Raw genomic sequence first — 11,558 nt, 5'->3', positions numbered from 1 at the left:
ATTGGATCCAGAGCTAATCTACTTCACATGGACGTCGCGCAGGAAGCGCAAAGCAACAACACGGACACGTAGGATTCTGCCAGGACGGCGGAGTGAAATGGATGTCAGGGAAACAGTCTGCAAAGCCCCGCTTCGGCGGGGTTTTCTTTTGCCCGCAGAAAAGTATTCAGCGCGGCCCGTCGAGCGCAGTCGAGCTGTTCAAACGGTCGTCTGGCCCGTTCATCACTTCTTCCAACAGCGTGCGCAATAGGGCCAGCGAGGCTTGTTGCCGCTGCACATCCCGACACACCAATCCGACTTTCAGCGGCACTCGGGGCTCGGTCAGCGGTTTCCAGAGCAATTCATTGTTGCCCAGCGCCTTTTGCGAGCGCCCGGGCAGCACGGTGGCCAGCCGGGTGTGGGGCAGACTGTCGAGAATCCCCGCCATATTGTTCAGTTCCGCCTGCACCTGCGGCCGTCGTCCCAGATTGGCCAGTTGTGTCTGCCAGATCTGCCGCACTTGAAACTCTTCACCCAGCAACAGCATGGGCAACTCGGCGGCCTGACTCATCGAGACTTTCTTGAACTCGCGCAACGGATGGTCCGCCGGGATCACCAGGGTCAGTTCATCTTCGTACAGCATGACGCCGTGCAACCCCGGCTGTCGGGGCGGCAGGTAGCTGATGCCGATGTCGAGGGAACCATTGAGCAGCCGCCGCTCGATTTCCAGGCCAGTCAATTCATAGATCTGCACCACCAGATGCGGTTGCGCCTTGCGCACGCGTTCGAGCATCTGCGGCACCAGACTGGTGTGAACCGTCTGCAACACGCCAATGGCCAAGGTGCGCAGCGCCTGACCCTTGAAGTTGCCCAATGCCTCGCGGGCCCGTTGCAGGCCATCAAGCAAGGGTAGGGCGTGGTTGTACAAAGTATGGGCGGCCAGAGTGGGTAGCAGGCGTTTGCTGCTGCGTTCGAACAGGCTTACATCGAGGTTTTGCTCGAGCTGGCGGATCTGCTGGGACAGCGCCGGCTGGGAGATTGACAGTCGCTCGGCCGCCCGGCCGACGTGGCCTTCTTCATAGACCGCGACGAAATAACGCAGTTGCTTGAAATCCATAAGGTGCGCTTATCGAAAATGCTGGGAAATCGAAATGGCTCAACGCCTTGTCTGGGCCTAGTCTAACCGCATTCACAAGGCTTACAGGGCCAGAGCGCACGATGAATACCGTTTACGTTGATGGTGTTTGCATAGGTAAGGCAAAAAACCTCAAGCGAGGCTTTTGCGGATGAATCTGTTCAACTTGCGTCGCACTCCACCGAGCCTCGACGACTTGGTCGTAGACACTTCCCAAGCGTCCAGACGCGACAACCTTTCCCGCGAGTGCCTGATGCCCAGTGTCGAGCGGCCGAAGCAGATTTTTGTCCGCGGCCAAGGCTCCTGGCTGTGGGACAGCGATGACCGCGCTTACCTGGATTTCTCGCAGGGTGGCGGCGCCAACAGCCTGGGCCACAGCCCTTCGGTGCTGGTCAATGCGATATCAGAACAGGCTCAATCGCTGATCAACCCGGGTTTCGCACTGCATAACCGCGGCATGCTCAACCTTGCCGAGCGGCTCTGCAATAGCACCGGCAGTGATCAGGCGTACCTGCTCAACAGCGGCACCGAAGCCCGTGAGGCCGCGATTCAACTGGCACGTCAATGGGGTCGACTGCATCGCAGCGGGGCCTCACGGATCATCGTGGCCAGCAACGGCTGCCATGGCCGTAGTCCCGGGACGATTTCACCGTCGGACTTTCACCCCGTTCCCTTCAATGATCTGGCGGCGATGCACGCGGCGGTCGATGCCCGGACCGTGGCCATCCTGCTCGAACCGATCCAAAACGAAGCCGGGGTGATTCCGGCCACCGCGCATTACCTCAAGGGTGTCGAACGCCTGTGTCGGGAGCTGGGCATTTTGTTGATCCTCGACGACGTGCACACCGGCCTCGGTCGCTGCGGCACGTTGCTTGCCGAACAGGTCCACGGTGTTCGGGCAGATATCGTCGTCCTCGGCGAAGGGCTTGGCGGTGGTGTGCCATTGGCTGCGTTGTTGGCGCGGGGCAAGGCCTGTTGTTTCGAGGTGGGCGACCTGTCGGGCGCTCATCATGGCAATGCGCTGATGACCGCTGCCGGTCTTGCGGTGTTGAACACGATTCAGGACAAGGCTTTTCTCGATCATGTGGTTGAAACCGGTCAGCACCTGCGCGAAGCCTTGAGTCGTTTGTCCTATCGCTATGGTCACGGCGAGTTGCGCGGGCAAGGGCTGCTCTGGGGACTGACCCTGTCCGACGATTCCGCTGAAGCCGTGGTCAAAGCCGCGTTGTCCGAAGGCTTGGTGCTCAACGCCCCACAACCCGATTGCCTGCGCTTTACCCCGGCGCTCACGGTCAGCAACGCCAACATCGACGAAATGATCCTGCGCCTGTCCCGCGCCTTTTCCCGCGTACGCACCGCACAACTGCAGTGCCGCAAGGGGATTGCGGTCTGATCAGACTTTTCCCGCACGAATTCCAGAACCGTCTCGCGGTAATAACGCATCGCCCCACGTTTGATTCTTTCGCGTGGGGCGTTTTTTTGCCTGCGATTCATGAGGTTTCGCTATTGCGCCAGGTTCCTACTGAACCCTGACGAACGGCGCGTGTCGATTAGCAGTAGGGCTCACACGAGTTCACTTCACATCAGGAGCTGCCCCATGGATTTCATTCGCATCATCATTGCCATTCTGTTGCCACCACTGGGTGTGTTTCTGCAAGTCGGTTTCGCCGGCGCTTTCTGGCTGAATATTTTGCTGACGTTGTGCGGTTACATTCCGGGGATCGTGCATGCGGTGTACATCATCGCCAAGCGCTGAGTTCTGCGGCGTCAGATAGATCGCTTTCGCGGCAAGCCTCGCTCCTACGGGGATAACACCGTATCTGTAGGAGCGAGGCTCGCCCGCGAAGGGCGCGACGCGGTTTCAGCTTGCGAGTTCGATCACCCGCCGATAAAACAACCACTCCTGCTCCAGCGCATGGGCCTGGTTCCCCGCCTTGCGAAAGCCATGACGTTCGTCCGCGTAGTAATGCGCTTCAACCAGAATGCCGTTGTCTTGTAGCGCCTTGACCATGTCGCGGGTCTGTTGCGGCACCACCACGGCGTCCAGTTCGCCCTGAAAGAAAATCATCGGAACACTGATGTTGCTCGCATGCAGCAGCGGAGTGCGCGCGGCGTATCGTTCGGCATCCTCAACCGGATCGCCAATCAGCCAATCCAGATAATCGCCTTCGAACTTGTGGGTCGCGCGGCCCAGTGCCACGGGATCGCTGACACCGTAAAGGCTGGCGCCTGCGCGGAAGACGTTGTGAAAGGCCAACGCACACAGCGTGGTGTAACCGCCAGCACTGCCGCCGCGAATAAACGCTTTGTCGCCGTCGATCAAGCCGCGATCGGCAAGATAAGCGACCACCGCGCAGGCATCTTCGACATCCACGTCACCCCAACTCAAATGCAGCGCCTGGCGATACGCCCGGCCATAGCCACTGCTGCCGCGGTAGTTGAGATCGGCCACGGCGAAGCCGCGTTGCGCCCAGTACTGAATGCGTGGATCAAGCATCGGGTAGCAGGCCGAGGTCGGGCCGCCGTGGATGAACACCACCAGCGGCGGTTTCGCCTCGCCGGTCATTGGCGGATAGAAGAAGCCGTGGGCCTCGCCCGAACCGCTCGGGTAGCGCAAGGTTCGCGGGACGCTGATGCGCTCGGCGGGCAACGGTGCGATCCCGCCGGCGATGATTTTGACCTGGCGGGTATCGCGCTCGATTGCGATCACCGCCGACGAACTGACCGGCGATGCCGCGATGCAATAGATGAATTGCTCATCCAGTGCGAGATGACGAAAACGGCTGTAATCACCGGTGAAATCTTCAGCGGCGTCACCGCAGATTCCCAGTTTGCCGAACCCGCCTTCGGTCCAACTGGCCAAGTAGCTGCTTTCGCCCAGCGGCAACCAGGTGCTGCCCCCCAGCTGCCACGGCGCCGGCCCATGGTCAGCGGCGGCACTCGGCAGCTGGCTCAGGCCGTCTGCGGACTCCGCCCAAGGCTGCCAGTAGCCGCCGCGATCCGTCAGGCAAAACAGGTGGCCGTTGCTGTCGAAACGCGGTTGTTGCAGTGACTCCTGCGCACCATCGCCCGCCACACAACGCGGTTGAGCGAAGCTCCCATCATTCTGGCGCTCGGCAACCATCAAGCGAGTGGCGGTCCATGGCTGATCCGGGCGGCTCCATTCAATCCACGCCAATCTTTGCGAGTCCGGACTCAGCGTCGGCGCGGCATAGAAATCGGCGCCTTCGGCCAGCAGATGACGCTGGCCGTCAGCCACATCAATCGCCACCAGACGATGCCGATCCCGGTTCTCTTCAACCGCCAAAACCTGTCCGTTGGCAAACTGCAGATCGCCGTAACGGCATTCCCCGGAGGTCAGCACCTCAGGCGTCTCGCCCGCCAACGATTGCCGATAGAGTTGCTGGTCTGCTTCGTTGACGAAAACAATCCCATCATCCGTCAGACAAAACGCGCCACCGCCATATTCGTACACCCGACTGCGCACGCTGAAACCCGTTGGCGTCAGGCAACGGGCCTGGCCGTCGCGCCAATGCCAGATCCTGCAGGCGGCATCTTCGGGACGGTATTCGTTCCAGAACAGGCCATGCTGGCCGACTAACAGCTCGGCGAAGTCGATACCGGCCGCGACGGCCCGGGAAGCGCTGAAGGGTTCAGCTTTTAGCGATGAGGCGTGAGTTTCGTTCATTGCGAAAGGCCAGTTGTTCGATGGTCTGGGTCGCGTGTTCGGCTTCTTCGCGGGCCTTGAGAATCACGCCATGATGCTCCGACTTGCTGCACACCGGGTCGGCATTGCTGGCGTCACCCGTGAGCATGAACGCCTGGCAGCGGCAGCCGCCGAAGTCTTTTTCTTTCTCGTCGCAGGAGCGGCATGGCTCGGGCATCCAGTCGTAACCGCGGAAGCGGTTGAAGCCGAACGAGTCGTACCAGATGTGCTGCATGCTGTGATCGCGCACGTTCGGAAACTGCACCGGCATCTGTCGGGCACCGTGACACGGCAGTGCGGTTCCGTCCGGCGTGACTGTAAGAAAGATGCTGCCCCAGCCGTTCATGCAGGCTTTCGGGCGTTCTTCGTAGTAGTCCGGCGTGACGAAAATCAGCTTGCACGGATGACCTTCGGCTTCCAGTTTGGCGCGGTATTCGTTGGTGATGCGTTCGGCGCGAACCAATTGTTCTTTGGTCGGCAACAGGCCGACCCGATTGAGCTGTGCCCAACCGTAAAACTGGCAGGTGGCGAGTTCGACAAAGTCCGCTTCAAGGGCGATGCACAGCTCGATGATCCGGTCGATCTTGTCGATGTTGTGCCGATGGGTCACGAAGTTCAGCACCATCGGGTAGCCGTGGGCTTTCACCGCACGAGCCATTTCCAGCTTCTGCGCGAAGGCCTTTTTCGAACCAGCCAACAAGTTATTCACTTGTTCGTCGCTGGCCTGGAAACTGATCTGGATGTGATCAAGGCCGGCTTTCTTGAAGTCGCTGATTTTCTGCTCGGTGAGGCCAATGCCGGACGTGATGAGGTTGGTGTAGAAACCCAACTTGCGCGCCTCGGCGATCAACTCGGCAAGGTCCTGGCGCACCAGCGGCTCACCGCCGGAAAAGCCCAGCTGTGCGGCACCCATTTCCCGGGCTTCGCGGAACACTTTGATCCACTGCTCGGTGCTCAGTTCTTTGCCTTGTTCGGCGAAGTCCAGCGGGTTGGAGCAGTATGGACATTGCAGCGGACAGCGGTACGTCAGCTCGGCCAGCAGCCACAGCGGCAGGCCGATTTCAGGTTTTGGCGGTAACGTGCCTGACACGGAATCAGGCAAGTTCGATCCAGTGCTGAGCACGGGCAACCTCCATGAACTGCTCGATGTCCTCAGCGAGCTCGGGCACGTCGGGGAACTTCGCGTCCAGTTCGGCGATGATCGCCGCTACGTCACGCTGGCCATCTATCAAACCGCCAATCAGCGCAGCGCTGTCGTTGAGTTTGATCATGCCTTCCGGGTACAGCAGGACGTGGCCTTTCTGCGCCGGTTCGTACTGATAGCGGTAGCCCTGACGCCACGTCGGGGTCTTGCTGCGATCGAAACTCATAGGGTGATTCCTTTATGCCAGACCCGCTGGTCGGTCACGCTGTGATACGGCGGGCGGTTCAGTTCGTAGGCCATGCTCATGGCATCGAGCATGCTCCAAAGGATGTCCAGTTTGAACTGGAGAATTTGCAGCATGCGCTCTTGGCCTTCACGCGTCGTGTAGTGCTGCAAAGTGATCGCCAGACCGTGTTCCACGTCACGGCGCGCCTGGCCGAGACGGGTGCGGAAATACTCGTAGCCCGTCGGGTCGATCCACGGGTAATGCTGCGGCCAGCTGTCGAGGCGCGATTGGTGGATCTGCGGCGCGAACAACTCGGTCAGCGAGCTGCTGGCGGCTTCCTGCCAACTGGCCCGGCGGGCGAAGTTTACGTAGGCGTCCACGGCGAAACGTACGCCGGGCAAGACCAGTTCCTGCGAGCGCAGCTGATTCGGGTCGAGGCCGACGGCCTGGCCCAGACGCAGCCACGCTTCGATGCCGCCGTCTTCGCCGGGGGCGCCGTCATGGTCGAGCAGGCGCTGAATCCACTCGCGACGGATCTCGCGATCCGGGCAGTTGGCGAGGATCGCAGCGTCCTTCAGGGGATGTTCACCTGATAGTAGAAGCGATTGGCGACCCAACCCTGGATCTGCTCGCGGGTCGCCCGGCCTTCATACATCGCCACGTGGTACGGGTGATAGATGTGGTAATAGGCGCCCTTGGCGCGCAAGGCTGCTTCGAATTCGGCGGGGGACATTGGGGTGTCAGTCATTGCGGTTCTCCGGGTATGACCGGTGGATTCTCTGGTGTCTGGTCCGACGCCTTTGCGGGCAAACCTCGCTCCTACAGGGGCACGCGATCATTGTAGGAGCGAGGCTTGCCCGCGAAGAGGCCATCCGCTACAACACAATACTCATGCCGTCATACGCCACTTCAACCTTGCGCCGAGCCAACTCGGCACGCTCCGGCGAATCTTCATCGAGAATCGGATTGGTGTTGTTGATGTGGATAAGCACTTTGCGCTGCTTGGGCAACTGTTCCAGCACTTCGAGCATGCCGCCGGGGCCATTTTGCGCCAGATGGCCCATCTCCCGTCCAGTGCGCGTGCCGACGCCACGGCGCTGCATTTCGTCGTCATCCCACATCGTGCCGTCCACCAGCAGGCAATCGCTGGCGGCCATGATGTCCAGCAGCGGCGCATCGACTTTGCCCAGGCCCGGCGCGTAGAACAGTTTGCCGCCGGTGTTCAGGTCTTCGACGATCAGGCCAATGTTGTCGCCCGGGTGCGGGTCGAAGCGGTGGGGCGAGTAGGGCGGTGCGGCACTGCGCAGGGGCAGCGGGGTGAAGAGCAGGCTTGGGCAGGCCGGGATGGTAAAACTGCGGTCGAGTTCAATGCGGTTCCAGTTCAGCCCGCCATTCCAATGCTTGAGCATGGTGAACAGGGGGAAACCGGTGCTCAAGTCTTCATGGACCATGTCGGTGCACCAGACCTGATGCGGGCAACCTTCGCGCAGGCTGAGCAGACCGGTGGTGTGATCGATCTGGCTGTCCATCAGGATGATTGCGCTGATGCCGGTATCGCGCAGGGCGCGGCCCGGTTGCAGCGGGGTGAAGCCTTGCAGCTGGACGCGGATGTCCGGCGAAGCGTTGCACAGGATCCAGTTCACGCCGTCATCGGAAATCGCGATGGACGACTGGGTACGCGCCTTGGCGTTCAGGCTGCCGTTGCGAAAACCGGCGCAGTTCACGCAGTTGCAGTTCCACTGGGGGAAACCGCCGCCGGCGGCGGAACCTAGAATCTGGACAAACATGGGCGCTCCATTTCAACGCTGAAAATAAAAACGCCCCGGTAAACCGAGGCGTTGCACATCATTACAACGGCAGACCTTAGCGGCTTGCAAAGTACATGGTGACTTCAAAGCCGATACGCAGGTCGGTGTAAGCAGGTTTGGACCAGGACATGGGAGCGCTCCTTCAGGTGATGAGACAGTTGAGACCTATACATATAGTCCACCTCCAGTCGGAGATGTTCAGATAGTTAGGTGGCTATGTTACTCAAAATTACAGAGCGATTGGCCGCGAATCTTTGAGAAAGCTAATTGCAGCGTCGGTAATGATCATTTTGCCGCTTGCCAAGGTGCTGTCGCGCAGGCGCTGCTGGCCAGACAGCGCCAGCCACCTTCGGCCTGATTCAGTCGCCGGACTGCTTCTTTCAATGCGTTGCGGTCGATCAGCAGGATCGCTTCAGGCAATCGCTCCAGATAATCCGACGAGTGGCCCGCCAGTTTGCCCTGCCAGAGTAGTTCGGCCGCCTGAGCGTGGGGCAGTGCGGTGGCGTGGAATTGATCGGCCAAGGCCTGGCGCTGGGCAATGAAGGTCGCATCATCGACGCCTTCAATCAGTGCGGGCATTTCGTTCAAGAAACGCTCTATGTGTTCCAGCAGATCCTGAGGGGCAACGCTCGGTGATTGAACGCCGAACAGCAGCCCGGTCTGCCCATGGAACTGACGCAGGCCGCTGAACACGGCATAACCCAATTGCAGTTCAACCCGCAGGCGCTGATAGAACGGCGTCTGGCACAGGTGAGCGAGCAAACGCCACGCGGCTTCGTCGGTGATGTCTTGCGTGGCCGGCGGGCAAAACAGCAATAGCGCGTGTTCGCTGGAACCGGTGTCGAGCGCGCTCCACAGATGCAGCGCGTTTATCGAGGCGGGCGGCGACGGCTGATCGTCCGCAGCACCGGGCACGCGGCTAAGTGCCAGGCCCATCGCTGCTTGCGTCTGCGCCGACAGGCCCATCGCCAGACCTTGCCAGCGTGCGCTCGCCCAGAGCTGCTGCACGTCATCACTTTCAGCGGTGCGCTCAAGTGAATGCTCGGGAAGCATTTTCAGCAGCTGTCTGATCGGTATCAACGGCATGCTTGGCGGTTCTTCCTGTGGGAAACCGACATCGGGTTTTGTCAGCTCTTTCAGCACATGTTCGAGGACGGTCGGCATGGGCTCCTGCAGGCCTGTCATCTTCAGCAGCCATTCATTGCCTGATGCACTGAAGGAAAACTCGACCCCCGCCTGGCGGGCATCTTCACGCAAGGGTTGCAGGCGATTTTCCAGGTTCGATTGAACACGGGGATGAGGTTTGGCCTGCAGTCGCCAGCGCAGATAAATCGCGCCCTCATCCGTGTTGTCCGGCAACGCCTGACTGAACTGCATCGGCGAGTTTTCGCGACGGCTGCGCGAGCGATCCTGGGCAAACGTCCGCAGGCCGCGGTGTTTGCTGGTCTGGCCGCGAATCAATCCGGCATTGGTCGCTGGTGCTTCTGTGCGTAAAAACGGGTTTGGCGCTGGTAATTGCCATTCGCCGGAGAAGTTATCCACAGCGCCGATTTTTTTCAGGATGTCCTTGAGCGCTATGACGCCTTGTCCGGATAAACCGGCTTCAAGCTGCTCACTGTCCAGTCGCGCCAGTTGCAGGGCACCGCTGACGTGTTGCTGACGGTCGAGCAGGGCGGCGTACTCTTGGCGCAACTCGGTCCAGTTCTGGTGAGAGGCAAAAAAGCCCAGCCAATCCACAAGCCGTTCGCGGATCGCGTTCCCCGGTTCAGTTGTGGTGAATTCAATGTGCAGCAAGGCTTGGCCGGCGAACTGATACAGCGGCGCGGCTTTCAGGCTGTCCGCCAGCCCTTGCTCGCGCAATTCAGCCAGCAGACCGCCAGGTTTAGCGGCGTTCAGCCAATGGCACAGGAACGTTAATGCCTCGCGGGATGAGTCGGGCAACGCTTCGAACGCGAACAGTAGATCGAGCCGACGTTCGCCAGCCTGTTGATAACTATTGTCGGAAGAGTCCATAAGCGGTGCAGGTGCTTCTTGCGCAACCTTTTCCCCTACGGCGAGAAGATCGCCAAAGTGCTGAGCCATTGCCCTCAACTCATCGAGACTCTGCGGTCCGGCCAGGCTCAACGTCATCTGCCCGGTCCGATAAAACCGCTGATAGAAATCCCTCAACGCTTGCTGAAACTCCGGCTGCGGCACCGGCAGGCTGTAACGGTTGCCCGCATGAAACGCCCGTAGCGGGTGAGCCGTCGACAGCCCGTCGAACAGCGCGAACTGCTGTTGAGCCGTGGCATCCCGGGACCAGGCGACAAATTCGGCGTGCAGCACTTCCCGTTCCCGCCGCTGATCGTCCGGATTCATACGCGGATGAGCGAGCATGTCTGACAGACGCTCCAGCCCACCGCTAAACGCCTGAGGCGGCAGTTCGAAAAAGAAGTCGGTGGTGCGTTCGCTGGTGCGTGCGTTGACCTGGCCGCCATGACCTTGCACGTAGGCCATCAGCCCTTGCCCTGCGGGAAAGCGCTCCGTCCCCAGAAACAACAAATGCTCAAGAAAGTGCGCGAGGCCGGGCCATGCGAGCGGCACGTCATGACTGCCTGCGAAAACCCGCAACGCCGCGGCGCAGCGCTTCAAATCGGGAGCATGACGCAGCGTCACCCGCAGGCCATTGGCCAGGGTTTCAGTGTGGGGGCGGGGATGATTCAGCGCAGGCATGAGCACTTCCAGGACAGAGAAGCGCTAATGCTAGCGGATTACGATGGATCAGCGCTTGTTAAGGTCGCCGTAAAGCTCAGGACGGCGATCGACCAAGTAGCGATTGGCGGCACGGGATTCGACCATTAACTGACGATCCAGCTCACCGACAATCAGTGCTTCATCCAGGCCCGCCTGGGCGATGCGGCTGCCATCCGGTGCAGCGATGCTGCTCTGGCCGCAATAGTTGATCTCACCTTCCTGCCCGCAATAGTTGGCATATGCCACATAACACTGGTTTTCGAAGGCGCGGGCGCGGACGGTGACATCGGCAACGAAGTCAAAGGGAACCATGTTCGCCGTCGGCACCAGGATCAACTCGGCACCGGCCAAGGCCAGGCGACGGGCGTTTTCCGGGAACTCCAGGTCGTAACAGATCAAAAAGCCGAGCTTCCAGCCGTTGAGTTCCACCAAGGGGAAATCATCCTGCCCGGCGCTGAACATCGAGTGATCGAGGTCGCCGAACAGGTGAGTCTTGCGGTAGTTGCACAGGCGCTCGCCGTTGGCGTCGATCAACTGCACGGCGTTGTAGATCTGCCCGTCCTCGGTGCGCTCGGGATAGCCATACAAAATGGCAATCCCGGCGGTCTTGGCAATGCGCGCGATCTGCTGCGCCGATTCACCGTTGTGCACCTCCGCTAGCACGCTGACGGCATCGATGCCGATGTTGTAGCCGGTCAGGAACATCTCCGGCAGCACCAGCAAGTCAGCGCCCTTGGCCTCCAGCGCCAGTTGATGCAGGCGTTGCAGATTGCCGGCGACATCCAGGGGCTGCGGCGGACATTGGTAAAGGGCTACGCGCATTTGGA

General features: G+C 60.3%; 10 protein-coding genes and 1 pseudogene. 2 read left to right on the top strand and 9 right to left on the bottom strand.

Translation table 11 applies throughout. The features are described from left to right. Window positions 1-166: 166 nt before the first annotated feature. Window positions 167-1,096, bottom strand: coding sequence for a LysR family transcriptional regulator (locus tag HP062_RS18220; RefSeq protein WP_010467132.1), 930 nt, complete (start codon window positions 1,094-1,096; stop codon window positions 167-169). 169 nt (window positions 1,097-1,265) lie between these two features. On the opposite strand from HP062_RS18220, the gene HP062_RS18215 reads away from it, so the two are divergent. Beyond that, window positions 1,266-2,507 (top strand): aspartate aminotransferase family protein, encoded by a 1,242-nt coding sequence (locus tag HP062_RS18215; RefSeq protein ID WP_172791831.1) that lies wholly within the window; start codon window positions 1,266-1,268, stop codon window positions 2,505-2,507. Between the two features lie 204 nt (window positions 2,508-2,711). Further along, on the top strand, window positions 2,712-2,870 hold the full coding sequence (locus HP062_RS18210; RefSeq protein ID WP_007904205.1) for a YqaE/Pmp3 family membrane protein: 159 nt from the start codon (window positions 2,712-2,714) through the stop codon (window positions 2,868-2,870). A 105-nt stretch (window positions 2,871-2,975) separates the two neighbouring features. Here HP062_RS18210 and HP062_RS18205 read toward each other — a convergent pair whose 3' ends face one another. The 8 genes and pseudogenes from HP062_RS18205 to HP062_RS18170 all read right to left on the bottom strand — a co-directional run bounded on the left by HP062_RS18205 (window position 2,976) and on the right by HP062_RS18170 (window position 11,553). After that, window positions 2,976-4,802 carry a S9 family peptidase gene (locus HP062_RS18205; RefSeq protein ID WP_172791830.1) on the bottom strand — a complete coding sequence of 609 codons (1,827 nt, stop codon included), beginning with the start codon at window positions 4,800-4,802 and terminating at the stop codon, window positions 2,976-2,978. Then, complete coding sequence (gene pqqE, locus HP062_RS18200) at window positions 4,768-5,910, bottom strand: pyrroloquinoline quinone biosynthesis protein PqqE (protein ID WP_167362294.1); 1,143 nt, start codon at window positions 5,908-5,910, stop codon at window positions 4,768-4,770. Before pqqE ends, HP062_RS18205 begins: the two co-directional genes overlap by 35 nt. A gap of 4 nt (window positions 5,911-5,914) precedes the next feature. Then, a complete protein-coding gene (gene pqqD, locus HP062_RS18195) occupies window positions 5,915-6,190 on the bottom strand; it encodes a pyrroloquinoline quinone biosynthesis peptide chaperone PqqD (RefSeq protein ID WP_010467137.1) in 276 nt (91 codons plus the stop codon). Next, window positions 6,187-6,938 (bottom strand): annotated as a pseudogene (gene pqqC / locus HP062_RS18190) (pyrroloquinoline-quinone synthase PqqC). Before pqqC ends, pqqD begins: the two are co-directional and overlap by 4 nt. 127 nt (window positions 6,939-7,065) lie before the next feature. Further along, the gene (gene pqqB / locus HP062_RS18185; RefSeq protein WP_010467139.1) at window positions 7,066-7,977 is read right to left on the bottom strand and encodes a pyrroloquinoline quinone biosynthesis protein PqqB; all 912 of its coding nucleotides are present in this window, start codon (window positions 7,975-7,977) and stop codon (window positions 7,066-7,068) included. Window positions 7,978-8,053: 76 nt separating this feature from the next. Next, window positions 8,054-8,128 (bottom strand): pyrroloquinoline quinone precursor peptide PqqA, encoded by a 75-nt coding sequence (gene pqqA / locus HP062_RS18180; RefSeq protein WP_009045898.1) that lies wholly within the window; start codon window positions 8,126-8,128, stop codon window positions 8,054-8,056. Window positions 8,129-8,283: 155 nt separating this feature from the next. Further along, window positions 8,284-10,710: a pyrroloquinoline quinone biosynthesis protein PqqF gene (gene pqqF, locus HP062_RS18175; protein ID WP_172791829.1), complete on the bottom strand. Its 2,427-nt coding sequence runs from the start codon at window positions 10,708-10,710 to the stop codon at window positions 8,284-8,286. A 48-nt stretch (window positions 10,711-10,758) separates the two neighbouring features. Beyond that, window positions 10,759-11,553 carry a carbon-nitrogen hydrolase family protein gene (locus HP062_RS18170; RefSeq protein WP_083375632.1) on the bottom strand — a complete coding sequence of 265 codons (795 nt, stop codon included), beginning with the start codon at window positions 11,551-11,553 and terminating at the stop codon, window positions 10,759-10,761. Window positions 11,554-11,558: the final 5 nt, after the last annotated feature.

It is taken from the genome of Pseudomonas sp. B14-6, assembly GCF_013260315.1.
Lineage (GTDB): Bacteria > Pseudomonadota > Gammaproteobacteria > Pseudomonadales > Pseudomonadaceae > Aquipseudomonas > Aquipseudomonas mandelii.
The sequence above is the reverse complement of the archived record's forward strand: the minus strand, read 5'-3'. Positions and strand labels throughout refer to the sequence as shown.

What these genes read in the sequence shown, in the direction of transcription:
- HP062_RS18220 (WP_010467132.1), bottom strand. Translation starts at nt 1,096, where the DNA reads ATGGATTTCAAGCAACTGCGTTATTTCGTCGCGGTCTATGAAGAAGGC.
- HP062_RS18215 (WP_172791831.1), top strand. Translation starts at nt 1,266, where the DNA reads ATGAATCTGTTCAACTTGCGTCGCACTCCACCGAGCCTCGACGACTTG.
- HP062_RS18210 (WP_007904205.1), top strand. Translation starts at nt 2,712, where the DNA reads ATGGATTTCATTCGCATCATCATTGCCATTCTGTTGCCACCACTGGGT.
- HP062_RS18205 (WP_172791830.1), bottom strand. Translation starts at nt 4,802, where the DNA reads ATGAACGAAACTCACGCCTCATCGCTAAAAGCTGAACCCTTCAGCGCT.
- pqqD (WP_010467137.1), bottom strand. Translation starts at nt 6,190, where the DNA reads ATGAGTTTCGATCGCAGCAAGACCCCGACGTGGCGTCAGGGCTACCGC.
- pqqB (WP_010467139.1), bottom strand. Translation starts at nt 7,977, where the DNA reads ATGTTTGTCCAGATTCTAGGTTCCGCCGCCGGCGGCGGTTTCCCCCAG.
- pqqF (WP_172791829.1), bottom strand. Translation starts at nt 10,710, where the DNA reads ATGCCTGCGCTGAATCATCCCCGCCCCCACACTGAAACCCTGGCCAAT.
- HP062_RS18170 (WP_083375632.1), bottom strand. Translation starts at nt 11,553, where the DNA reads ATGCGCGTAGCCCTTTACCAATGTCCGCCGCAGCCCCTGGATGTCGCC.